This is a genomic window from Pseudoalteromonas aliena (assembly GCF_038155085.1).
In the GTDB taxonomy this organism is placed as follows: domain Bacteria; phylum Pseudomonadota; class Gammaproteobacteria; order Enterobacterales; family Alteromonadaceae; genus Pseudoalteromonas; species Pseudoalteromonas aliena_A.
This window is the reverse complement of record NZ_JBAKAU010000001.1, coordinates 495,654-521,002: the sequence shown is the minus strand read 5'-3', so window position 1 is coordinate 521,002 and position 25,349 is coordinate 495,654. Positions and strand designations below refer to the sequence as shown.

Below are 25,349 nucleotides of genomic sequence, written 5' to 3'. Positions count from 1 at the left end.
GATAAGCAAAAGGCTGCACAATATGCAGCCTTTTGTTGGTGTAATTTAAGTTACTTAATAAATACTAGTGAGTTGCTCTGTCGCCCCAAATTTCTTCTAAGCGGCTGTCACGACCACAACGCCAACGATAGGTGTTGTATCGGATTGGGTTGTTTTTGTAATAATCTTGATGGAAGCTTTCCCTCCCTTTTATAGGGTAAAAGGTGCTTGCGTTTAGTATAGGTGTAACCACAGTTTGATTAGGGAACTCGGCAACTACTGCAGCTTTTGTTTTTTCGGCTAATTTACGTTGTTCGTCGTTTTGTACAAATATAGCGCTTAAGTAACTAGGGCCTTTATCACAAAATTGGCCTTTGGCATCAAAGGGATCAATATTTACCCAGTAATGATCAAGTATACCTTGATAGCTTACTATAGCCGGATCGTAAGTGATTTCTACGGCCTCGTAATGGCCTTTATGATTACCATTGTATGTCGGGTTTTTAAGTTTACCGCCGGTAAATCCCGAAATTACATCGGTTACGCCCTCTAGTTTTTCAAAGTCACTTTCCATACACCAAAAACAGCCTCCAGCTAAAACGGCTTTTTCGGTTTTTTCTGCATGAGAAAATGTACTAAACAAAATAACGGCAGATGTTAATGCAAGCGTAAGTGATTTTTTCATAAAATTATCCATCTGTAGTGTGAGTTTATAAATACTTATAAAGTTAGACCCGCTTAGTGCTAATACTATTTCATTGTAGAGTGCTGGCTAATTTATCTATGGTGCAAACTAGTGTGCTTATGATGTTCTATAAACGTAAAGCTGGTATTTAGATCACTTTTTAGTTATCAGCATTGTTTAATTAGTTTAGCCAAATAAGCGCTATTTAAAAGAGTGTTGAATTATGCTTGCGTGTTCATTAAAGTGATTAGATTAGTGATATAAATTAGCAGGTGATAAATGAACCAGTTAACAGAAACAACAATAAGCTGCCCTTATTGTGGAGAAAGTATTGAAGTATTACTTGATGCAGCAGATATTGATGAGCAATACATAGAAGACTGCCAAGTATGCTGTAAGCCTATTTCGTTTGTGGTATTTGAAAATGATGACGAGCTAAACGTTAATGTTTACAGCGAAGACGATACGTTTTAACTCGTTAATTAGATAGTAGGCTGCAAAGTTGCAGCCTTTTTACTGTGTATGTGTTTGGTTAGCTATTTTTCTCACGCGCTAACTGGTTAGGAAGAAGTTCTTCTACTATTTCGCGTGCTGGCAGTGTATAGCGTGTGCCGTCAAACATTACTGAGGTAAACTCGTTAATATTAGTAATGCCTGTTAAGGTCCAACCTTCGCCGCGCTTTGGGCAATATACTGTGGTAGTGGGTTGTATTACTTTAAAATCGTCACTCATTACGTTATCCACTCTTTTTGCTTTAAAGATAATGCTTGTTAATGGCGTATGGTAAGTTAATAATGCGTGTCCATAAAGAGCTAATTTAACTAACCACTTAAATAAAATGTTTAATACCACAAAGCTTGAACGCGTTACGCTGCGTTTAATTACCCACAAACACGCTGCGTGTTTATTTAATATTTTAAACCACCCACATGTGTCAGAATTTAACGACTACGAAACACCGCTCAGCAAAACGCAAATCAAACAATTAATACAAGATGATATTAGTGCATATTACGAAGGTGAAGTAATTCGAGTTGTAATTGAACATAATATATCTGGGATGTTAATGGGTACTTGTGGGCTTTATAATTTAACGCCATGTAAAACTAGCGCATTTATAGGATTTGAACTGCATCCCGACTTTTGGGATAAAGGTGTAATGTTTGAAGTGGTGAGCGGTTTTATTGAAACCCTAGTTAAGCATATACCGCTTAAAAATTTGTCGGCCGAGGTGAGTGCACATAATGCACGTTGTCATAATTTACTTATTAAGTTAGGTTTTAGTTTAAGAGAAAATTCTGTTTGGCATAAATCACTTTAACTTATCACGGTAATTATAAGCGCTTAGCTTTTTACAATCCTCAAAGCTGAATAAATAAAATGCAAAATATAGCGGCTTTCTATTATAGTTAAGTGTAAGCAAATGAATTTGTTACCCGTGTTTTATTAAATATTTACGCTTAACAAGGATTTTATATGCTAGAAAAATTACCTCAGGATGCCCTCGTAATATGGGCGACTATAGACCCAATAGGAACAATGGCACTTTTTGCTGCACTTACTTCTCATTTAACTGATCAACAACGTCGTAAAACTGCATTTAAAACGGTGCTTTATGCCGGGGGCGTATTATTGGGTTCTATTTTAATAGGGCAACTAATACTTAATGCGATGGGAATTAGGTTGGTGTCATTTCAGTTAGGGGGCGGAATTATATTGTTTTTGTTTGGCCTGCAAATGATTTTTGGAAACGATTCTAACAAAGCAAAACAAGATCCCGATCACGATATTGCGGTGTTTCCGCTTGCTATACCTGCAACGGCGACTCCTGGCGCTATTTTGGCGGTAATACTACTTACCGATAACCACATACACCCAATTACTACTCAAATAGGCACAGCGCTTGTTACACTTGGTGTGTTGGGTATTACATTAATACTGTTGCTGCTTTCGGGTAAAATTATTAAGCTAATTGGTACTGGCGGCGCGTCTATTTTAACGCGAGTGATGGGAATGATTCTAGCCGCTTTTTCGGTTGAGCTTATTATGACCGCGCTTGAAATCAAACAATGGGTTAAGCTCGATTAAATAACTCCTAAACATTTAAAGGAATGCCGCATGGCAATAAAAATAACAAAACACTATTTTATTAATTTAAGTTTAGTCGTAATCATTTTTGCTATCGGTATTTTAGCCATACGCTATTACAACCATTATGTATCGGCCTATACAGACGTAACAATTAACTCAAACGTGCTTAACGAGTCGCGCAAGGTGTTTATAAGATTACCCGCTAATTACAATCCTAAAAAAGCGTATCCGTTAATTATTAAAACAGATGGTAATTTTAATTTAGATACATGGGATAAAGCACTTACAAAACAAGCTAAGAACGAAAAAGGGGATAAGGCTATATTGGTGTCTATCCCTAATTTGTTTTTTACAGATACACGTAATCGCGATTTAGTGCCTCCTTATGCTCGCCAAGATGTAAATACACAAGCGCGCCCAGAACATGAAACACTTATAGAGCCTAATGGTGAAGCCGACAAGTTTTTAGCGTTTGTTGAAACTGAGTTACTCCCGTATTTATCGGCAAAATATAAGCTTAGTAATAACCGTGTATTAAGTGGTTTTTCGGCAGGTGGAAGCTTTGTACTTTATACACTGCATACAAAGCCTGAGCTGTTTAATGGCTACTTTGCATTTAGCCCCGCGGCTTGGTATGACGACATGACAGTGGTTGATAATGTAGAAGCGTTTTTAACAACTCAAGCTAACAAAGTTAAGTCGCCTACTTATTTATATATTTCGGTCGGCGGGGCAGAGCATCCGTTAATGTTAAAAGCGTTTAGTAATTTAGAGAGCGTTTTAACAGCCAGCCCTAACAATAACCTTGTGTGGCAAAGCGCTATAAACAAAGGTGCTGAGCATTCAGATAATCCACCACTTAGTGTAGCTAATGCATTAGCTGGCTATAGTGCGTTTATTAAAAAGTAGGTTAGATAGGTTTTAGTGGATACTGTATTTATATATAGTATCCACTGTTTTATCTATTTAAGATAGCGAATCAGTTTTATAGCACTTTACTTAGTTTAATATTATTAATGACTTACAAAGGGAAGTTGGTTTAATTTATTTTTGCGCAGCAAATACAAATACTGTATTTATATACGGTTACCCGCTATTAAGTTAGAATGCAATCAGTACCTATGAGCATATACATATCTGTTTGTTACTGCTTTTAATTAGCCTTACGCCTTTGTGAACAGCAAAAAGCAGTGTAAATTTCAATATAGTTTCCCCGTCTTTTACACTCTAAATGTAATTAGTATAAATTAGCTGGTGGCTTTATATAAAAAGAACACATCATACTTGGTGTTGGTATGATGCTAAACTTAACCACTGAGTCAAATTGAGAAAAAATAATCGGATAAATACTGCAAATAATAAAGAGGGAGGTTTCGGTAAAAAAGAGCATTTATAAAAATGCTCTTTTTTAAGTTATTACTACTTTGCTTTGGTCGGTTTAAAAAATAATACCAGTGCAATTATAAATGCTGAAACGCTACAAATTATAAATACGTTTTTCTCACCACCAGGTATGTACTGCATAAATGATGTAAAAAACTGACCCGAAAATACAGCCATCGTAAAGTACGATAAGTTACGGCCGCGTACTTTCACATTGCTGAGCTCTACCGTCATATGGTTTAAAAGCGGGATGCTTAAGCCAAAGCCTGTACCAATTAATATTGCACCTAAAATTAAAAGTAGGGTGCTTACTTGTGTAAAACAAATATACGATAAACTAAACGCTAAGAAGGCAAATGCCAAAACCTTGGGCTCACCAAGCTTCTTTGTTATTTTAGGCATAAAGCCTGCGGTAACGACAGCTACTAAAGATATAAATGCGAGTAGTTGGCCTATTTGAGATTCGTTAAAGTTTTCTTCGTTCATTGTAATGGGTAATAAAGCAGTAGACGTAAAAAATATGGTCATAGCGAGTGTTGAAATTACATAAACGCTTTTTAACGAGAGGCCATTGTTAGCTTTGTGGTGTAGATGTTCTGACACTTTATCGCTATTACTAGCCAGTGAGTTTTTACTTGGCACAAATAATAAAAGCATAGCCAAAAATACCCACGCTATAAAATAAAGTGAAAATGGCAGCGCCCAAAATTGCGACGCTAATAATCCGCCTAAAAATAAAAATATAACACCGCCTAACTCTATCGCCATGCCTTGTTTTGCAATCATGCCAAGGCGTGCTTCGCCTGTGTACCACGCAGAAATTAAAACCGTACAACTTGCCATTACCACAGCAGTTATACTGCCGAGTAAAAATCGATTAGCAAATACAAGCGTTGGGCCTTTTAAAAAGTAAGCACTGGCACCTACAATTCCATATAAAAATAAACCGATTACTAAGAGTTTATAAGCTCCGTATTTATCTATTAATTTTCCTGCTAGCGGCGCAAAAACCACAGCGCCTAACGATGGCAACGTAATTAAAAGTACGGTGTTATCGGTTATACCTAATCCTTGTGAAATACTTACTAAACCTGGCGCAAGTAGGGTTCCCACCATACTAGTTAAGCTGGCAATACACAGTAATGTAAAGCTACCCGCTGTCTTTAACATACCCATTTTTACTCCTTAAATTTTAAGCGGTTACTTTTTAGCAAATGAATTAAAAATGCCACTTAGCAAAATAAATATAATGCTCACAGCAACAACGCCTGGCCATTGATAAAGTGCAAATGCCTTAACACCAACCATTGAGCCAACAGCGCCACCTATGTAATAACCCAGCATGTAAATTCCATTTATGCGACTTTGCGCAGTGGGATCAATACTAAAAACACGTACTTGGTTAGCCACTTGCGCACTAAATATGGCAAAGTCGATTAGAATAATGCCAATAACTAACGACGTTAAACTGCCATTAAACAAACCTGTAATAGCAAAGCCGATTGCCGCAAGCGTAAGTGCAATCATAATTAGAGCTTTAGACCCTATTTTGCTGAGCCATTTACCCGATAACTTAGCCCCAATTACGCCAGCCAATGCTATTACACCAAATAAACCGGCTTGTTGAGCGTTGTAGTTAAATGGTTCGTTACTTACATAAATTGCAAGTGTTGCCCAAAGCACGTTAAATGATGCAAACCAAGATGCGCCCGAAAAGGTAAAGTGCTGCAGTGATTTATGTTTAATAAACAGCGCCAAGGTACTTTTAATGAGAGGCCAGTAGCGCAAATTAGTGTGTGGCTTATTGCCAGGTAAAAACACGCGCAGTAATATACCAAATAATGCTGCGAGTACTGCCGACATTAAAAATACACTTCGCCAACCAAATTGCTCACCTACAAAGCCACTTAACGTTCTTGAAAGTAAAATACCGATAGTTAAGCCCATCATTAATGTGCCTAACGTGGCACCTTTTTGCTCGCTCGATACAAGCGATGCTGCAAAGGGTATTAATTGCTGCGTTATATTGGCGCTTACACCAATTAAAAATACCGATATAAGTAATAAAGGTAAGTTAGGTGCAAGCATTGCTGCACTACAAGTCACTACTAATAAGCACGACAAAATTGTAATTAAACGCCTGCGAGCAATCGAGTCCCCCAAAGGAGAAATAAACAATAACGCAAACGCGTAACCAACTTGTGTAAGCGCGGGAATACTCCCAAGCTGCGAATCAGTTAAATTAAACTCGTTAGCTATAAGCGGTAAAATAGGTTGGTTGTAGTACAAGTTTGCTGCTGTTGCGGCAATTGCAGTGGTCATTAGTAATAAAATAAATCGACTTAATGACTGATTTTGTTTGGGTTTGGTCATAGCTGTTTAGTGTTGTTAACTCATATCGCTATGGTATGAGTTCTTTAGCTATAACAAAAATGATATTATTTTATAGAATCTATACAAATAATGAATTTAAGGTGCGTGATGGATATTAAAACATTAAAAAGTTTTGTCAGCGTGGCTAAGCATCAGAGTTTTTCAGAAGCGGCCAAAGAGTTACACACAGTGCAACCTGCAATAAGTAGGCATATTGCACAGCTCGAAAGCGAGCTTGAGGTTGTCCTGTTTATAAGAAATTCACGCGATGTTGCAATAACTCAAGCGGGTGAGCAGCTATTAAAAGATGCACGTACTATTTTGACTCTAGCTGATAAAGCTAAAACTCAGGTTAAACGTGCCCACAGCGGACAGGTAGGTTCACTTAATATTGCGCACTTAAGCTCTGCCTGTTTAACTTTTATGGCCAAACTGGTTCGAGAATATAAACAGCGATACCCAAGCGTGCACGTTACACTGTTTGAAATGACTGCAACTGAGCAAATACATGCGTTTAAAAATGATTTAATTGATGTTGGTTTTTCACGGCCTTTACCTAATTCAATTAATGATGAATTTGTAAGTCATACTATTTATGTAGATTCATTAGTGGCCATAGTTAACCAAAACCATGAGCTGGCAAATTATAAAAATATTGATTTAGCTAAACTAAAAAATGAGCCCTTTATTATTTTTAATAGAGAAGAAGCACTTGGTCTTTTTGATGAAACCATATTGCAATGCAAACAAGCTGATTTTTCACCGAACATTATTAGCCAACCTAGGCATATGCAAACATTAGTTACCGAAGTGGCTGCTGGGCTTGGTGTGGCAATTGCGCCTTATTGCGTTCGTAAATTATATAGTGAAGGGTGCCATTTTATAAAACTGAGCGACGTATTCACACAAATTCCGATGCTATTACAAATTAAAAAAGCAGATACCAATGCGGCTGTTAATGCATTTGTTGAAATTGCCTTAAATGCTAAGCCAACTATTGAAAAAAGTATGGCGGAATAAAAAAAGCCCAGTTAAAAAAGTTAAACGGGCTAAAAGGGTTGTGCTTAGGGAAAGTTGTAGTCGTTTTAGGTAAGCTGGTATTTAAAATTTATATCTAAAACCAAATGCTATACCGTCGTCTTCCGACTGTTCCATTTGTGCTTGTTGATCGTCGTTATCACTTTCAAAGTCGCTAAAGTCTTTACGCGCTTCTACGTAGGCAATAGTGTCTTCGTCAATTAAGTAGTGAAGGCCAATAACAGCAAACTGACGCTTAAATACATCGTCTGGATCGGCGTTAAAGTTTGGCTGAATTACGTAGTCATCACCTGCATCAAACACGTTGTAGGCAATAAAAGGGCGAAAGTCGTTATCAAAACTGTAAGATGCAAATGTTTCTATACCTATAGCGTCTTTAATTAAGCGACCAATGTTATCTGTGTCGTGGTTTTTGTTTTTATTTACATTAGCAGCAACGTAAAGGCCGCGCTTTTCAATGCTGCCCCACATAATGCCTGCACCATAAATTAAATCTTCAACGTTTCGGGTAGAGCCATCGCCAAACGTTAAATCAAACTCACCACGGTTAACACCTGCTGTAAGTGTTAGCATGTCAGTTGGAGTATAAGTTACAGACGCACCAAATGTGTAGTTAAATTCAACTTCTTGGGCTGCACTATCGCCAGAGTTCCAAAGCGTTTCGCATTGTTCTTCTGAAATATCGGTTACGTCACAGGTATAAAACTCGCTGTTTTTAAGCTGCGCTTGTACTGCAAAACTAAAATCGTTATGGCTATTGCGGTACTGCACTAATTTATCACCACGGCCAGTACCATTCACAGCGCCATCGTCTTTGTTATAGGTGTAAACACCAGCTGCATTACCATCCCATACAAAACTGTTATTTGTGCCATAAACTACGTCGTACCATGCACCCCATTGCTTACCAATAGTAAGTTGGCCATATTTTTTATGTGAAAGCCCTGCATAACCTAAACGGTTATACAAAAACTCGTCCTGAATTGACTCAAAACGATTGTTATAAATAATATCGCTGCTACCAACAGGGTTTACACCCCATTCTACTAGTGCGAGTGCAGTCCAGTTTTTCTTAAGCTTTCGGGTAAATCCAAAGTTAATGCGTGAGGTACCGTTAACAACTTCGGTTTCGTTTTGTGTATTAATTACACGCACATCAAGATATCCGCCTACTTTTGACGGTGTTTTTATCATTTTTGTATAATTCAACCAGCTGAAACTGCTGGTGCTAATACAATACTTGCGCTGAACAGTGTCGCTAATTTTTTGATCATTTTTGTGCGTGCCTTGTGTAAATTGAACAGTGTTTTTACGTAGGTAAAAATTCAATTTTGAAGACTAGCAAAGCGGCAAACGGCTCTAAAGTGAAAAATACTCAATAAATTTAAGTTATAAATACACAAGATGTTCACGTAACGTTAACGTTGTTTTTTATGTGTTGATGAGGTTTGTTTTTGAAGCTGATCAATAGGGAAAAAGGGTTGGAAAATTCACGTGTTAAAAAATATTTATTTAAATTATTTTCATGTTGTTTAAAAAATAATGGTTAGTATAAAAGCTCTAAACTGCTTTATTTTCATTAACATAGCTTTTCAGCTAAATGGTTTACACACAAATGAGTTAAACAAATGCGTAAACACGTTAAAAGTGCAATTACTCTAATTATTATAAATTTTGGTATTAAATTCACGACTACTTAAAGTTGAATTTAAATTTAAAAAAATTGAATAAAAATTAGTAGAAAATAAGGCCTAAACTACGTAGCTTTGCGAGTGACATAGCCTTTAAACTTTCATAGAAAAACAGGCCATTTTGGTTTAAACTGCGCGCAATTTAAATACATCATTACTCCTTTGGAGGGTAGCGCTATTATTAGTACAGCTAATGTCACCATGCAATTTGGTGCTAAACCATTATTTGAAAATATCTCAGCAAAATTTGGCGAGGGTAACCGTTATGGTTTAATCGGTGCAAATGGTTGTGGTAAATCAACATTTATGAAAATCCTAAGTGGTGAGCTTGAAGCGTCTTCAGGTAATGTAAGTACTGATCCTAATGAACGCGTTGCTAAACTAAACCAAGACCAATTTGCCTATGAAGAATACTCTGTAATCGATACCGTGATTATGGGCCATAAAGAGTTGTGGGAAATTAAACAAGAACGCGACCGTATTTACTCTTTACCAGAAATGAGTGAAGAGGACGGTATGAAAGTAGCCGATCTTGAAACTGAATTTGCTGAAATGGATGGTTACTCTGCGGAATCTAAAGCTGGTGAGCTTTTATTAGGTGTAGGTATTGGCACTGACCAGCACTATGGGCCTATGTCAGAGATAGCACCTGGTTTTAAACTTCGAGTACTTCTTGCACAGGTGTTGTTTTCTGACCCAGACATTATGCTACTTGATGAGCCTACTAATAACTTGGACATTTACACCATCAAGTGGTTAGAAGACGTGTTAAATCAGCGCGACTGTACCATGATTATTATCTCGCATGACCGTCACTTTTTAAACTCTGTGTGTACACACATGGCCGATATTGACTACGGCGAGCTTCGTATTTACCCTGGTAATTATGACGAATACATGTTTGCAGCAACACAAGCACGTGAACGTCTACTTAGTGAAAATGCGAAAAAGAAAACTCAAATTGCCGAGCTTCAACAGTTTGTATCACGTTTCTCTGCTAACGCATCTAAAGCTAAACAAGCAACATCGCGTGCTAAACGTATCGACAAAATCCAATTAGACGAAGTTAAAGCGTCTTCACGTCAAACACCGTTTATTCGTTTCGATCAAGAAAAACCGTTATTCCGTAATGCGCTTGAAATGAGCAACTTAACACAAGGGTTCGACGACAATACGTTATTTTCAGATCTCGAAGGTTTAGTTGAAGTGGGCGAGCGCATTGCTATTATTGGTGAAAATGGTGTTGGTAAAACAACATTACTTAATACATTAGCAGGGCGTTTAGCACCCAAACATGGTGAGTATAAGTGGTCTGAAAATGCGAATATTGGTTACTACGCGCAAGATCACGCTGATGAGTTTGCAACCGACATGAATTTGTTTGAGTGGATGGAACAATGGCAACAAGAAGGTGACGACGAGCAAGTTGTTCGCAGCTTCTTAGGCCGTATGCTATTTTCTCAAAATGATATTAAAAAATCAGTTAAAGTGATTTCAGGTGGTGAGCAAGGCCGCATGCTGTTTGGTAAAATTATGATGCATAAACCAAACATATTGTTAATGGATGAGCCAACTAACCACATGGATATGGAATCGATTGAAGCGCTTAATTTAGCCCTTGAAGCTTACGAAGGTACATTGATGTTTGTATCCCACGACCGTCAGTTTGTATCATCAGTTGCAACCCGTATTTGGGAAATTAAAGACGGTAAAGTTATCGACTTTAGAGGCAACTACGCAGAATACTTAGCGAGTAAAGAAGCTTAATTAGCTATTTACCCGTTAACTCTAAAAAGCCATGTTTAAACATGGCTTTTTTTGTTTTTGTGAGTCGCAATTAAACTTGGTTTGGGTATAATACCCGCCTAAAACCGGACATAAGTCCGCTATTTTTAAAATATATTACTGAGGAGTATTTATGACTGTTGGCATTATTATGGGTTCTAAATCAGATTGGCCAACCATGGAACATGCAGCACTTATGCTAGAGCATTTTGGTATTAAGTACGAAACCAAAGTCGTGTCTGCACACCGCACTCCTCAATTACTTGCTGATTACGCAAGTTCAGCCGCAGAACGTGGTATTAAAGTTATTATTGCTGGCGCTGGCGGCGCTGCGCATTTACCAGGTATGGCAGCTGCTTTTACGTCGCTTCCTGTACTTGGCGTACCTGTAAAATCAAAAGCATTAAATGGTGTTGATTCACTTTTATCTATTTGCCAAATGCCTAAAGGTGTTGCGGTAGGTACGCTTGCCATTGGTGAGCCGGGCGCAGCAAACGCGGGTTTATTAGCTGCACAAATTTTAGGATGTCAAAACCCAGAAATTTTTGCAAAAATTGAAGCGTTTCGTAAAGCTCAAACCGACACTATATTAGCTAATCCAAACCCTGCAGAGTAATAATGAATATTTTAATATTAGGTGCAGGGCAACTTGCACGTATGATGAGCCTTGCAGGCGCGCCGCTTAATTTAAACGTTGTTGCGTACGATGTAGGCAGTAAACAAATTATGCACCCGCTAACTGGTGACACTTATAGCACATCGCTTGAGCAAGCAATATCAAACGCTGATGCCATTACTGCCGAGTTTGAGCACATTCCTGATGATGTATTAACCCTTTGCTGCAGCAGTAATAAGTTTTACCCAGGAAAAGCCGCTATTAAAACCGGTGGCGATCGCTCGCTTGAAAAGGCATTGCTTGATAAAACAAACGTAGCTTGTGCGCCGTACCAATTAATTACTGAAAAGGCGCATTTAGAACTTGCCGTTAAAACTCTAGGTAAACCACTTGTAATTAAGACATGCCAAGCGGGTTACGATGGAAAAGGCCAATGGCGTTTAAAATCGGATGATCAAATAGACGAAATTTGGTCACAAATGGCTGATTTTATTGCATCGGGTACCGAGCTTGCGCCACATACGATTATTGCTGAAAAAATGATCCCGTTTGATCGTGAAGTATCTATTATTGGTGTGCGCGACAAACACGGTAATGTTGCTATTTATCCGCTAACAGAAAACGAGCACACGAATGGTGTGTTAACGCTTTCTATTGCGGGTAAAAATAATCATCAGGTTGAGCAACAAGCCGTAGACGCGTTTACTAAAATAGCGAATGAGCTAAATTATGTAGGCGTGTTGGCCATTGAGTTTTTTGATGTACAAGGCACGTTATTAGTTAATGAAATTGCGCCGCGTGTACATAACTCAGGGCATTGGACGCAACAAGGCTGTCACTGTTCGCAGTTTGAAAACCATATGCGTGCTGTTGCAGGCCTGCCGCTTGGTAATACTGAGCTTAAACACATTACCGCGATGATCAATGTGTTAGGCCAACCAAGTATTCCAAGTGATGTACTTAAAACGGTTGATGTAACGAGCCACTGGTATGGTAAAACAGCAAAACCGGGTCGCAAAATGGGTCATATTAATGTATCGGCGGTTAATATGAGTGAGCTTGCAGACAAACTTGGCGAACTGACAGAGTATCTACCAGAGCAAGATTATCCCGGTATTTTAAAAGCAGCTGCCAATTTAGTACTCAGTGAATAGTTATTATTACTTTATATAAATACCGGCTTAAGCCGGTATTTTTTGCCATAAAAATGGGCTTTGAATATATAATACTGTTAAAGTCTAATTTTAAATTTGTGAAGTAAAACAATGAAACTAAAAACAATATCAGGCGTGCTAGCCATTACAGCATTATTTAGCTTAAATGCATTTGCATCAGACTCTCTTCGTGTTGCTACTTTTAATGTAAGTATGGATGCAACTAATCACACGCCTAAAGGTGAACAAGTTAAAAGTGATGCTTTAGTAAACGCACTTAAAGCAAACCACCAGCAAATTAAAAACATAGCGGAAATTATTCAACGTGTTCGCCCTGATATTATTTTACTTAACGAATTTGATTACATCCCAAAAGAGCAGGGTATTGAATACTTTAATCAACATTATTTAAATGTAGGTCAGCAAAAACAAGCGGCTATTAATTACCCTTACTCTTATATAGCCCCGGTAAATACAGGACTAGCCACCGAGTTTGATTTAGATAACGATGGTAAAAAAAATGGCGTGATGGGCGATGCACAAGGCTTTGGCTTTTTTGAAGGGCATTACGGTATGGCTATTTTATCAAAATACCCAATCGATTTTGACAAGGTAAGAACCCTTCAAACCTTTAAATATAAAGACATGCCAAATGCAAAAATGCCAGTGATGCCTAAAACAGGCGAAAACTGGTATAACGCACAAGAATGGCAAGCACTTAGACTTAGCTCTAAATCATTTTGGGATTTACCTATTAACGTAAATGATAAAACCATTCATGTTATTGCATCTCATCCAACACCGCCAGTATTCGACGGTGAAGAGGATAGAAACGGCAAGCGTAACCACGATGAAGTAAGATTAATTGCTGATTACATTTCAAATGCTAAGTATATTTACGACGATAAAGGCGAAAAGGGCGGTTTAAAAGCTCACTCTCGTTTTGTTATTTTAGGCGATTTAAATGCAGCCCCTGAGGGGGATAAAGCCCGTACAAATACGACCGACCAGTTACTTAAAAACCCACTTATCAACGCAAGCTTTGTTCCAAAAAGCGAAGGTGCTAAACAGCAGTATGATGTGCCTTATGCACAAAACTACAGTGCTAATTGGCAAGCCCGTGTTGATTACGTACTACCGTCAAACTATGGTTTAAAAATTAAGGACGGTGGTGTGTTTTGGCCTACTAAAACGAGTAGTGAATATCGTTTAATTAAAGATAGAAATGCATCGAGCGATCACCGCATGGTTTGGCTTGATTTGGTAATTGAATAACGCCTACTAATAAGGTAAGCGCTAGTAAACTGAGCTTTACCCTGTTTAATGGCTATTTATCTTAAAAAATTGCAATAACTTAAGTGCTTCTGCTTAAATATGGCTTAATTATAATAACCGTATAGAAGCACTATGATTTTTAATCTTTCTTCATCCAAAACATTAGTGGCCTTAGCTGTTGCCTCAAGTGTTATGCTTGCAGGTTGTAGCACTACCGCTAATACCTCTCCAACACAGCCAAATGCTTTACCAGCAACCAAGGTTGCTGCGGTTGTAAACACGCCAGCAGATATCGGTTCACAAAAAATAACGCTAGAACAAGCAATGGCTGATCCTGATTGGATGGGCAATCAACCAGAGAACGCTTACTGGGCTGGCGATTCGGCAACTATTATATATGCTCAAAAAGAGCAAGGTAATACACTACGCAATTTATTTAGCCAATCTGTTACTAGCCAAACAGCAGAGCAGGTAGCACTTAATAAACTTCATACTGTGGGTTCAAATAAAGCCGTTTATTCAAAAAATAAAACAATGGCTGCCTACACGTTTAAAGGCAATGTGTTTGTTAAAAACCTTAAAACGGGTGAACTTAAACAAATTACAGCTACATCAGCAAGCGAATCTAAACCACAATTTTTAAATAATGGCGATTTGGTTTATCGTCAAGGCAATGTGTTTTTTAAAGTTGATTTAAAAACAGGTTTAACTACTGAGCTTGCTAACTTAAAACTTGCTGATGAGCCTAAAGGCATTGAAGAGCCAAGCACCTACATTGCTAAAGAGCAGCATAAACTGATTAAATTTGTGGCGCTTCAACAAAAAAATAAAAAAGATAAGCAAGCACGTAGTGAGCAAATTAATGAACAAAATGATTCAATTGCTAACACGGCTTACTACTTAGGTGACGGTAATAAAGTATCTGAAGCACAGCTTTCACCAAATGGTGATGCGTTATTAGTCGTAGTACAAAAGCAAACTGACTGGCGTGGTGATGGGGATATTATGCCTAACTACATTACCAATGACGCGACAATAGAGCCTAAAAAAGCACGCCGCCGTGTAGCTGACGCTAAAGAACAAACATCACAGCTTGTCTACATCAATTTAACTAACAAAGAGCAAACACCACTTAGCTTTAATACCTTACCAGGCTTTGATGAAGATGTTTTAGCCGCAGTTAAAAAAGAAAATTATTCACGTGATGGTAAAACATATAAGTCTAAAAAGGCGCCTCGTGGTATTAACCTTATTATGGACTGGGGTTTTGAGCAAAGCCCAATAGTATGGAACGACGACGGATCGCAAGTCGCTATCATGCTTGAAGCGTGGGACAACAAAGACCGCTGGATCGCTACCGTTGATTTTAAAAACAACAAACTTGTGTCGCAACATCGCCTACATGACGATGCATGGATTGCTTATGCGTTTAACGACTTTGGGTGGTTACATAACTCAAACACGCTTTATTACCTATCGGAAGAGTCGGGTTACAGCCAGCTTTACAAAAAACCTTTAAATGGTAGTGCAACTGCGCTTACACAGGGCCAATTTGAGGTTTCTAACTTAACGCTTACCAGCGACAACAGCGCAATTTATTATAAAGCGAATGTGGAGCATCCAGGCCTGTACGAAATTTATCGTGTTAACCCGCAAACAGGTAAGAGTGAGCAAATTACTGACTTAAACGGCATGACCGATTACACGTTAAGCCCTGATGAAACCAAGTTACTCCTTAAGCACTCTACAATTACCATGCCTAATGAGCTTTATGTAGCAGATGCTAAAGCCAATACAAAAGCAACGCGCTTAACACATACTGTGTCGGATGAGTTTTTAGCTAAAAAGCTAACTGCACCTAAAATTGTTGCTGTGCCATCGAGCCATACAGATCAACCAATATACGCAAAAGTGTACTACCCAGCTGATTACTTAGAGGGTGAAGTCGGTAAAAATCGCAAAGCAGTTATTTTTAACCACGGCGCAGGTTACTTACAAAACTCACATATGGGATTTTCGGTTTATTTTCGTGAATTTATGTTTCATTCATTGCTCGCTGATGAAGGTTACATAGTAATGGATATGGATTACCGCGCATCTAAAGGTTACGGCCGTGATTGGCGTACCGCGATTTATCGTCAAATGGGCACACCTGAAACACAAGACTTAGCCGATGGCGTTAAATGGATGGCGCAAAATGCCAACGTTGATACCAAAGCCGTTGGTACTTATGGTGGCTCTTACGGCGGCTTTATGACCTTTATGGCATTGTTTACTGCGCCAGAGTTATTTCAATCAGGTGCGGCACTACGACCTGTTACTGATTGGGCACATTACAACACAGGTTACACGGCTAATATATTAAACCATCCTGATGTTGACCCGATTGCGTACGAGCGCAGCTCGCCAATTTATTACGCTGAGGGTTTAAACAAACGTTTATTAATTAACTCACCAATGGTTGATGATAACGTGTTTTTTCAGGATTCTGTACGTTTAGTACAGCGTTTAATCGAGCTTGAAAAACAAAACTTTGAAACAGCTATATTTCCTGTAGAACCACATGGCTTTGTACAGCCTTCAAGCTGGTTAGACGAATACCGCCGTATTCATAAGTTATTTAAAGAAACTCTTTAACCTTTAACTCTTAAAGTATAAAAACAAAAACGCCGCATTAGTTTAATTGACTAATGCGGCGTTTTTATTGGGTTGAACAAAATCTAACTTTATTTTTTCTTTAAAAAGTTCTTTTTAAAGAGCTCTATAACTAGTGGTATGGCAAGCAGAGTCCCGCCAATTACACCAATTAAATGTGCATCAATGGCCACAGTGGAGTTAATAAGTTTTCCTATATCGGCATTTGGGCCGCTAAATTGCTCAAACGTTATTTTAATCCATACGCCTAAAAATAATAAATAGCCCGACTTAAGTCCTAAAGTTATATCTTTAACAGCTCCCCAAATAATAACGCCATGCAGTAGAGCACTTAACCCAGTGTAAATATGTATGCTTGGGCAAAACCAATACACACCTAAACCACACCAAAGCGCCAACGTACATACATTAAATGCATAGCGAGTAGGGGATGTGTATTCCCCATGTAGTAACCAAATAAGTAAAACACCACTGGCATTTAAGCCCAAATGAGCCCAATTAGCATGAACAAATTGGCTGGTAAAAACTCGCCACAGCTCACCGTCATCAATTAAGCTTCGGTTAAATTCTAGTAAATTATTTAAATCAAATGCAGCAAAAATGGTACTAAAAAGCAGCAGAGTAATTGGTGGTAATATATACCGAGGCTGAATAGGTAAATTAAGCATTTTATTATATATTTTTAGTATAAACTTTTGCATATTGTGCCCGTTTAACTTTAAGATGCCAATTACCGTATCGTAATTAAGTGTTTTTAGTATTTTTATGCATTTTAAACTTAACTCATTATTTGCCATTGGGCTGTGCGCAGTAACACTGCCTTCATTTGCACAGCAAACAACTCAAATCGAAACTCGCGAACCTGAAGCAGCTACCGGATTGATCCATAAAAAAGTGGTGCAAGGTGATAAATATATGGTTGCTGCGGCAAATCCGTATGCCTCAAGAGCCGGTCAACAAATTTTAGCCCAAGGCGGCAGTGCAGTAGATGCTGCAATTGCAACGCAACTAGTGCTTACTTTAGTTGAGCCGCAATCCTCTGGTATTGGTGGTGGTACATTTATGATGTACTACAACAAAGCAAACAATAAGCTGACTAGTTTTGATGGCCGCGAAAGCGCACCTGCAAATGCAGATGAAACACTGTTTTTAGATAAGCACGGTAAAGCCGTAAAATGGATTGAAGCCGTTGTTGGTGGTCGCTCTGTTGGTGTACCTGGTATTTTACATGCATTTGCAAGCGCACATAAACAATATGGTACATTACCTTGGCAAGAGCTTTTTAAACCAGCTATAGAGCTTGCAGAGCAAGGCTTTGTAGTTTCACCGCGTTTACATGGCTTATTAGCACGTCAGTTAAACCCGGGTGTACTTAGCATGCCGGTTATCAACGAATACTTTTATCCAAATGGTAAATTGATTGAAGCAGGTACGATTAAAAAAAATCAGCCACTTGCTGATTTATACAAAGACATTGCTAAACAAGGCATTGACGCATTTTATAAAGGTGACAACGCCAAGCAAATGGTAAATGCTGTTCAGCACTCTAAAATTGCACCAGGTAAGCTTAGCGTACAAGACCTAGCTGAGTATAAAAGTAAAGAACGCGATGCCGTGTGTATTGAATACCGCGCATATAACGTATGCTCAATGGCACCACCAAGTAGTGGCGGTGTAGCAGTGCTACAAATGCTTGGGTTGCTTGAACATAAAGATATGAGCGCGCTTAAACCTAACGGCGAAAAAGCGATTCATTACTTTAGCCAAGCATCACGTATTGCTTTTGCCGATCGTGATATGTACATGGGCGACCCCGATTTTACTCAAGTGCCTACACAAGAGCTTTTAAACAAAGATTACATCGCATCTCGTGCAAAACTAATAACCGAAAAAGATACTAAAGCAGTAGCAGGTAATCCGGTTAGTTATTTAAGTTACGCAATGGATGATTCGTATGAGCTGCCGTCTACTTCGCATGTATCTATCGTTGACGCAAAAGGTAACGCTGTTTCAATGACCAGTTCTATTGAAATGGCATTTGGCTCTACCGTTATGGTCAATGGTTTTATATTAAATAACCAACTTACCGACTTTTCACTTTCTCCACGTAAAAATGGCAAGTTAGTAGCAAACCGTGTAGAAGCAGGTAAACGCCCGCGTAGTTCTATGTCGCCGGTAATGGTATTTAATAAAGACGGTAGCTTACGTTTGGTAGTAGGCTCACCTGGTGGTAGCCGTATTATTGATTACGTTGCCCAAGTGGTAGTAGGCGTTATTGATTGGGATTTAACCGCGCAAGAGGCTATAAACTTGCCGCGCACGACTAATCGTAACGATTATACCAGTCTTGAAAAAGGCACAGCCCTTGAAGCTATTGCACCTGCGCTTAAAAAACGCGGTCATAATGTACGTGTAATTGATTTAAATTCTGGTTTGCATGCGGTTGAAGTTAAAAATAATACGTTATTTGGCGGTGCCGACCCACGCCGTGAAGGTGTTGCGTTATCTGATTTAACAGACAAAAACGCCACTATCAAATTTTAATTTATGTATAATGCACATGCAGGCAGTGAGGCCTGCATGTGTTTCTCTCAATGGTCTGACAAGCTTAATTGTCATTGCAATTAAACCTTTAACAATGATAATGACAGATCATAACTTAAGACTCCGTTAAAGCCTGGAAATATGAAAACTAATACTGATCCTAATTACTTATATATTCATCACTCTGGCCCTGGCCTAATTGAAACGCCACTATTAAACAAAGGCAGTGCCTTTAGTAAAAAAGAACGCGAAAATTTCAATCTAGCTGGTTTACTTCCTCCACGCTTTGAAACTATTGAAGAGCAAGTGGAGCGTTGTTATCAGCAGTATTCTAGCTTTACCGAAAACTTAAATAAGCATATTTATTTACGTGCCATTCAAGATAACAACGAAACACTGTACTACCGATTAGTACGCGATCATCTTGAAGAAATGATGCCTATTATTTACACGCCAACCGTTGGCGATGCATGTGAAAAATTCTCAGATATTTATCGTAGTGCGCGTGGCTTGTTTATTTCGTATGAAGACCGCTTTCAAATTGACGACATATTACGTAATGCGACGAAAGGTAAAGTAAAAGTAATAGTGGTAACTGATGGTGAGCGTATTTTAGGCTTAGGCGATCAGGGTATTGGTGGCATGGGTATTCCTATTGGTAAACTATCGCTTTACACAGCATGTGGCGGTATTAGCCCAGCTTACACGTTACCTGTAATGCTAGATGTAGGTACCAATAACGAAAAGCTTTTAAACGATCCTATGTACATGGGTGCACGCCATAAGCGTATTGCTCAAGACGAATACGATGAGTTTTTAGATTTGTTCATTAAAGCAGTTAAACGTCGTTGGCCAAGTGTATTACTTCAATTTGAAGATTTTGCACAACCAAATGCAATGCCGTTACTTAAGCGCTACCGCAATGAAATATGTAGCTTTAACGATGACATTCAAGGTACTGCGGCTGTAACAGTAGGTTCTTTGCTTGCTGCATGTCGTGTTAAAGGGTCTACGCTTAGCCAGCAAAAAGTTGTTTTTGTTGGCGCAGGTTCTGCAGGTTGTGGTATTGCTGAGCAAATTATTAGCCAAATGGTATTTGAAGGCATTAGCGAAGCACAAGCACGTAGCCAAGTATTTATGGTTGACCGATTTGGTCTTGTATCTGAAGGTATGGAAGGTTTACGTGATTTTCAACAAGCTCTAGCTCAGCCTACTGCAAGCTTGAGCGAATGGACTTACAGCGGTGAATACGCATCACTATTAGATGTTATGCACTGTGCAGCACCTGATATTTTAATTGGTGTATCTGGCCAACCTGGTTTATTTACTGAGCAAGTTATTCGTGCAATGCACGCAAATTGCGAACAGCCGATTATTTTCCCATTAAGTAATCCATCTAAGCAGGTAGAAGCGCACCCAGCTGATGTGATTGAGTGGACAGACGGTAAAGCACTTGTCGCAACAGGTAGTCCGTTTGATCCTGTTGAATACAACGGCGAAAAATTCCCAATTCCACAGTGTAACAACAGCTATATTTTCCCTGGCATTGGTTTAGGTGTAATAGCGGTAAAAGCGACACGTATTACAGATGCAATGCTAAGTGTGTCTAGTGAAATGCTAGCCGAGTCATCACCTCGTGCAAATACAGGTAAAGGTAGTTTATTACCCGCACTTACAGAAATTGAAACGCTAAGCAAACGTATTGCTTTTGCTGTTGCTAAAAAAGCGATAGAAGAGGGCGTAGCACTTGAGTTATCTGATGATGCGCTATGGGCTGCTATTGATAGAAATTACTGGTTACCTAAATACCGTAACTACAAACGCTGTAGTGTTTAATTACAGCTGATAACAAAAAACAGGCTATTGCCTGTTTTTTTGTGCTTGTTCATTTATTGTTAACCACGTAGGCTCTTTAATAGAGTTAATAAAATACAATGGATAACGCTATGAAAACACTCACACTCTTTTTAGGCAGCGCATTAGCACTAACAGCGTTTAGCTTTAATACGCTTGCGGCCTCAACACCAGATGCTCCTCATATTTATGTTAAAGGTGAAGCAACCTTAACTACAATGCCTGATTATGTTCAGCTAAGTGTTGGCATTACTGAAATTGATAAAGACCTCATTGCAGCTAAAAACAAAACAGATACCGCTATGGCTAAAGCAATTAAATTAGTTAAACAGGTAGGGGTAAAAGAAGGGGATATTAATGCAGGCCATATTTCAATAAATCGTGAAAGCCAATATAACCGCACATCGGGGTCACAAGATTTTAAAGGCTTTAGAGTGTCGCGCACACTCACTTTAAAACTAACCGATATAAATAAATACCCAGAGTTATTACAAAGCTTAGTAAACAACGGGATAAACCAAATTAATCAAACACAATTTTTAGCCAGTAATTACAATGAGCTTCATCAAAAAGCGCAAAAGCTTGCTATTAAAGATGCCCGCGATGCGGCAAAAGAATTTAGTGAAGACTACGGCGTGCAGCTTAAAGGGCTTTATACAGCTTCGCTTAGCCCAATGAATGTTCCATCTCAGCCTTATATGCGCGTCGAGCAAACAATGATGAAAGCAGATAGCACACCAGATAACTTTGTACCCGATGCCTACCATGCCGGAGAAATAAAAGTGACGGCTTCAAGCTATGCAGTATACTTTATAGAATAACTATACGCACTGTCATCTGAACTCTAATTAATTTTGGTGGCGCTCAAAACGCGCCACTAACTCCTTGCCTTGTTGCTCACTTATTCTGGCTATTGAATTAAGCATATTTTTAATTTCTTGCCTGTCGTACTCATTCGTCACTTGCTCATTAATGTCATCTACTATGGCGTTTAAATAGTTAAACAAACTATTACGCGCATCTTCATCGTTATGAGCCACAAACAAAATGTTTTTAAATGCTTCAAGCACGTTAGTCATTACATAGGCATCGCTTTTAGCGTAATTACGCAGTGGCGTAAAATTATCGTGTAATAGCTCATCAAAACTTGTTTCATGTATAAATAACAGCGGATCGTTATCGGTGTGCTTAAACGAGTAATTTGTGTCACTAAGCTCTAAGCGCTTAATAAGCAAAATACTCAGCATATCAATAGATTTAACCGCAGTACCCGGATCGTTTATCCCTGGGCTCATTGCTTTCACCGCTATTTCAGAAATTTGTGTTAAGCCATAGCGATAATGATCGCTAATATACTCTTCTATATAAAAAATAAAGCAGTCTAAAATTTTAGCAATTAACTCCTCATCTGCTGAGATGTCTTTCTCGCATTTTAAAAACGGATACCCTTTAACTGTAAAGTAGCCTTGATTTACAGAGATATAAATACGGATGTTTTCTTGCTCTAAAAGCGCACAAAGTTTGTCGGTGTGAACGCCCTTGTAATAACCCTCTGTTGTACTTTTAATTGAATGCCACTGCGTAAAATCTGGGAAGTCATTAAAAGGACACTCTGCTTGCCTAGCTTGTATGCTTTTTATCTCTGTTTTAGTTTGTCTAAACAAGCCATTTAATACGTTATCAACCTGTATCGCTTTAGAAATTGAGTGAATAAAAAATACAAACAACCCCAGCGATATTAAACCAAAAACCAGCGCAAATAAAACCCCTAAAGAGGGTATGGCTGTATCGCCACCTTCGAGTTTATTAATATTGATAAGCATAATAATTGAGTAAATTATGCTACCTAAATAAAAACCAAGCACCATTTGGTGAGACTTACGGGTAATAAGCCCAGGTACAACACGTGGTGATAAGCTCGCACTAGCGGAGTTTAAAACCACCATAACCATAGAAAAACTAAATACGGTAAGCGATATAATACTGCCCGCAAGAGTACTTAAAATAGTACGTGCGTTTTCAGCGCTATCAACTAATACCACCGATATAAATGACTTTAATTGCTCAATAGGTGCTACGTACTCAAGAGACATAGTTATAACTGCAAACAATAAAAAGCCAACAGATAAAAACGAAGGGTAAAAGCCAATACTGTTTATCATTTCACGATAACGGTCAGCTACTTTGCGTGGCACAAACATATAATCCTTATGTATTTTCTACTAACTTAATAACCCTAGCTTAGCATAGGCATTTATTAAACTTCTGATAATGCAGCTCAAATTTATGTGTTATTATCACGCCCACAATAATAGAGCGCATATTTATGCGATAAAAATAACAGGAAAACACCGTGATCATTTCAACTTATGCTGCATTACTCGCATTCTTTTACATTTATTTGAGCTTTAACGTAATAAAAGTTCGCCGCGCGGAGCAAATATCACTTGGTGATAACGGTAATGCAACGCTGCAACGAGCTGTGCGTGCCCACGCAAATTTTATTGAATACGTGCCATTTGCTTTAATTTTGCTTTTTTTAGCAGAGTACCAAGGGCTTGCTAGCCATTACTGTCATATACTAGGTGGTGCGTTATTAGTAGGGCGTGTGTTTCAAAACTTAGGCATAGTAGAAAAAAGCCTGAAATATCGCCAAATTGGTACTATTACTACATTTTTAGTTATGATTATTAGCGCCTTTGTATTGCTAGTAACACGTGGCTAATTAAAGAAAAGTTAATGAGCAAAATATTTATAATAGGTTTACCGCGTACCGGCACAACCAGTGTGTGCCATGCATTTTTAGAACTTGGCATTACAACAGCGCATACTGCTTACACGCAGGCTTGTTTTAAAAATGCTATAGCAATTGCCGATACGCCTATTTTCAACGACTACCAAGCGCTCGATAAACATTATCCGGGTTCTAAATTTATTTACCTAGAGCGCGAACTAAGTGCTTGGTTGCCTTCTATTAAACAGCTTTTAATGCGTATGCATACTAATTTAACGCGCGGCGATGGTGGTTTTAACATTCATATTAAGCGCTGTTATTTAAATACCTTTAGTGAGTTTTCGCTTGAAAATATTAACGATGATGATTATTTAGAAAATTGTTATAACAGCCATTTTGAATCAGCCAAGCGCTACTTTGAAAACCGCCCGCAAGATTTTTTATCCATTGATATAGCCAAACCTGCAAGTTACAAACTGTTGTGTGATTTTTTAGGTATAACAAGTGATAAGACAGATTTTGAAAAAATGAATATGGGCGGAAAAGTAACAGCTTGGAATGATATAAAGCACACCTTAAAAGTAGAGTCGACGGCTAAAGGCCGCATTGATAAACATTTGCCATATCAGATTTAATTTTGCCAACTGTATCAAGATTTTTAATACAAAATACGCTAAAATCACCGCATTATTTTTTAAGTAGTATAGAAAATGTTTGAATTAAAATACCAAACCCCATTTGAATGGACCGAAGTTGTTTTAGCCGACTTTAATACTTTTTTACAAGATCACGCCGCTGCAGAAAAAAAAGCATCCGGTATGGCTATGTCTATGCTTTCGCATTATCCAGACAAACGTAAATTAGTAAAAGCTATGACCGACTTAGCGCTAGAAGAATTAATACACTTTAAACAAGTACTTAAATTACTTTTAGAGCGCGATGTAAACCTAGGTGACGATAAAAAAGATCCGTACATAAAACAAATACGTGCACTGTTTAGACATGGTCGTGATGGTTTTTTAATGGATCGATTACTGGTTGGCGGTGTAATTGAAGCACGTGGCCACGAGCGCTTTTCACTAGTTGCACAAGCGCTTCCTGAGGGTAAAGAAAAAGACTTTTATGTTGCGATTGCCAAGTCAGAAGAAAAACATAAAAACCTATTTGTAGAACTTGCTTACGAATACTTTGAAAAAGAAGAAGTTGATGTTCGTCTAGAAGAGCTACTTATAGCTGAAGCTAAAATCTGTGAAAGCATTCCGTTTACAGCCGCTTTGCATTAATTAAAACTAGCGTAAAGCGTATTTTCACTCGCTTTGCGCCACACACCTCCACTCTTATTTCTTAGTTAAACCCTTCATGAATTGTTGATTTGCAATTTGCGAATCAAAATAATAAAAAAACACATCTATGAATATCAAGTTATTGATTTTAAAAGTATAAGCCCTTGGTCTCATACTTGCTACCTATACAGTAAGCAAATTGAGGGAA

General features: G+C 38.4%; 22 protein-coding genes and 1 pseudogene. 16 read left to right on the top strand and 7 right to left on the bottom strand.

Features of this window, described 5'->3' with window-relative positions:
- Positions 1–64: 64 nt before the first annotated feature.
- Positions 65–664, bottom strand: a complete 600-nt coding sequence (gene msrA / locus V6260_RS02375) for a peptide-methionine (S)-S-oxide reductase MsrA (protein WP_341592497.1) — start codon at positions 662–664, stop codon at positions 65–67.
- Between the two features lie 279 nt (positions 665–943).
- Between msrA and V6260_RS02370 the strand changes: the two genes are divergently transcribed.
- Complete coding sequence (locus tag V6260_RS02370; protein WP_341592496.1) at positions 944–1,138, top strand: CPXCG motif-containing cysteine-rich protein; 195 nt, start codon at positions 944–946, stop codon at positions 1,136–1,138.
- Between the two features lie 58 nt (positions 1,139–1,196).
- On the opposite strand, the gene V6260_RS02365 is transcribed toward V6260_RS02370, so the two are convergent.
- Positions 1,197–1,397 (bottom strand): hypothetical protein, encoded by a 201-nt coding sequence (locus V6260_RS02365; RefSeq protein WP_341592495.1) that lies wholly within the window; start codon positions 1,395–1,397, stop codon positions 1,197–1,199.
- Positions 1,398–1,503: 106 nt separating this feature from the next.
- On the opposite strand from V6260_RS02365, the gene V6260_RS02360 reads away from it, so the two are divergent.
- From V6260_RS02360 to V6260_RS02350, 3 genes are all read left to right on the top strand, one after another.
- Positions 1,504–1,986: a GNAT family N-acetyltransferase gene (locus V6260_RS02360; RefSeq protein ID WP_341592494.1), complete on the top strand. Its 483-nt coding sequence runs from the start codon at positions 1,504–1,506 to the stop codon at positions 1,984–1,986.
- Between the two features lie 155 nt (positions 1,987–2,141).
- Positions 2,142–2,753 carry a MarC family protein gene (locus tag V6260_RS02355; protein ID WP_341592493.1) on the top strand — a complete coding sequence of 204 codons (612 nt, stop codon included), beginning with the start codon at positions 2,142–2,144 and terminating at the stop codon, positions 2,751–2,753.
- Between the two features lie 30 nt (positions 2,754–2,783).
- Positions 2,784–3,665 carry an alpha/beta hydrolase gene (locus tag V6260_RS02350; protein ID WP_341592492.1) on the top strand — a complete coding sequence of 294 codons (882 nt, stop codon included), beginning with the start codon at positions 2,784–2,786 and terminating at the stop codon, positions 3,663–3,665.
- 510 nt (positions 3,666–4,175) lie between these two features.
- Here the strand turns inward: V6260_RS02350 and V6260_RS02345 are convergent.
- Positions 4,176–5,315, bottom strand: coding sequence for an MFS transporter (locus V6260_RS02345; RefSeq protein WP_341592491.1), 1,140 nt, complete (start codon positions 5,313–5,315; stop codon positions 4,176–4,178).
- A 24-nt stretch (positions 5,316–5,339) separates the two neighbouring features.
- Positions 5,340–6,512 (bottom strand): MFS transporter, encoded by a 1,173-nt coding sequence (locus V6260_RS02340; protein WP_341592490.1) that lies wholly within the window; start codon positions 6,510–6,512, stop codon positions 5,340–5,342.
- A 108-nt stretch (positions 6,513–6,620) separates the two neighbouring features.
- Here V6260_RS02340 and V6260_RS02335 point away from each other — a divergent pair, with 108 nt between their 5' ends.
- On the top strand, positions 6,621–7,532 hold the full coding sequence (locus tag V6260_RS02335; protein WP_341592489.1) for a LysR family transcriptional regulator: 912 nt from the start codon (positions 6,621–6,623) through the stop codon (positions 7,530–7,532).
- 81 nt (positions 7,533–7,613) lie between these two features.
- On the opposite strand, the pseudogene V6260_RS02330 reads toward V6260_RS02335, so the two are convergent.
- A pseudogene (locus V6260_RS02330) lies at positions 7,614–8,824 on the bottom strand (porin).
- Positions 8,825–9,418: 594 nt separating this feature from the next.
- Between V6260_RS02330 and V6260_RS02325 the strand changes: the two are divergent.
- The 5 genes from V6260_RS02325 to V6260_RS02305 all read left to right on the top strand — a co-directional run bounded on the left by V6260_RS02325 (position 9,419) and on the right by V6260_RS02305 (position 16,708).
- A complete protein-coding gene (locus tag V6260_RS02325; protein ID WP_341592579.1) occupies positions 9,419–11,008 on the top strand; it encodes an ABC-F family ATPase in 1,590 nt (529 codons plus the stop codon).
- A gap of 151 nt (positions 11,009–11,159) precedes the next feature.
- Complete coding sequence (gene purE / locus V6260_RS02320) at positions 11,160–11,642, top strand: 5-(carboxyamino)imidazole ribonucleotide mutase (RefSeq protein WP_002962540.1); 483 nt, start codon at positions 11,160–11,162, stop codon at positions 11,640–11,642.
- Between the two features lie 2 nt (positions 11,643–11,644).
- The gene (locus V6260_RS02315) at positions 11,645–12,796 is read left to right on the top strand and encodes a 5-(carboxyamino)imidazole ribonucleotide synthase (RefSeq protein WP_341592488.1); all 1,152 of its coding nucleotides are present in this window, start codon (positions 11,645–11,647) and stop codon (positions 12,794–12,796) included.
- A gap of 111 nt (positions 12,797–12,907) precedes the next feature.
- Positions 12,908–14,071, top strand: coding sequence for an endonuclease/exonuclease/phosphatase family protein (locus V6260_RS02310; protein WP_341592487.1), 1,164 nt, complete (start codon positions 12,908–12,910; stop codon positions 14,069–14,071).
- A 132-nt stretch (positions 14,072–14,203) separates the two neighbouring features.
- On the top strand, positions 14,204–16,708 hold the full coding sequence (locus V6260_RS02305; RefSeq protein WP_341592486.1) for a S9 family peptidase: 2,505 nt from the start codon (positions 14,204–14,206) through the stop codon (positions 16,706–16,708).
- Between the two features lie 89 nt (positions 16,709–16,797).
- Here V6260_RS02305 and rrtA read toward each other — a convergent pair whose 3' ends face one another.
- Positions 16,798–17,427 (bottom strand): rhombosortase, encoded by a 630-nt coding sequence (rrtA, locus tag V6260_RS02300; RefSeq protein ID WP_341592485.1) that lies wholly within the window; start codon positions 17,425–17,427, stop codon positions 16,798–16,800.
- Positions 17,428–17,491: 64 nt separating this feature from the next.
- Between rrtA and ggt the strand changes: the two genes are divergently transcribed.
- From ggt to V6260_RS02285, 3 genes are all read left to right on the top strand, one after another.
- Positions 17,492–19,270 (top strand): gamma-glutamyltransferase, encoded by a 1,779-nt coding sequence (gene ggt / locus V6260_RS02295; RefSeq protein WP_341592484.1) that lies wholly within the window; start codon positions 17,492–17,494, stop codon positions 19,268–19,270.
- Between the two features lie 141 nt (positions 19,271–19,411).
- Positions 19,412–21,106, top strand: a complete 1,695-nt coding sequence (locus V6260_RS02290) for an NAD-dependent malic enzyme (RefSeq protein WP_341592483.1) — start codon at positions 19,412–19,414, stop codon at positions 21,104–21,106.
- 110 nt (positions 21,107–21,216) lie between these two features.
- Positions 21,217–21,945, top strand: coding sequence for an SIMPL domain-containing protein (locus V6260_RS02285; RefSeq protein ID WP_341592482.1), 729 nt, complete (start codon positions 21,217–21,219; stop codon positions 21,943–21,945).
- A 27-nt stretch (positions 21,946–21,972) separates the two neighbouring features.
- Here the strand turns inward: V6260_RS02285 and V6260_RS02280 are convergent, their stop codons facing one another.
- Complete coding sequence (locus V6260_RS02280) at positions 21,973–23,325, bottom strand: DUF2254 domain-containing protein (protein ID WP_341592481.1); 1,353 nt, start codon at positions 23,323–23,325, stop codon at positions 21,973–21,975.
- Positions 23,326–23,477: 152 nt separating this feature from the next.
- Here V6260_RS02280 and V6260_RS02275 point away from each other — a divergent pair, with 152 nt between their 5' ends.
- The 3 genes from V6260_RS02275 (at position 23,478) to V6260_RS02265 (ending at position 25,141) form a co-directional block, all read left to right on the top strand.
- On the top strand, positions 23,478–23,849 hold the full coding sequence (locus tag V6260_RS02275) for an MAPEG family protein (protein ID WP_341592480.1): 372 nt from the start codon (positions 23,478–23,480) through the stop codon (positions 23,847–23,849).
- A 14-nt stretch (positions 23,850–23,863) separates the two neighbouring features.
- A complete protein-coding gene (locus V6260_RS02270; RefSeq protein ID WP_341592479.1) occupies positions 23,864–24,493 on the top strand; it encodes a sulfotransferase in 630 nt (209 codons plus the stop codon).
- Between the two features lie 75 nt (positions 24,494–24,568).
- Positions 24,569–25,141: a tRNA-(ms[2]io[6]A)-hydroxylase gene (locus V6260_RS02265; protein WP_341592478.1), complete on the top strand. Its 573-nt coding sequence runs from the start codon at positions 24,569–24,571 to the stop codon at positions 25,139–25,141.
- Positions 25,142–25,349: the final 208 nt, after the last annotated feature.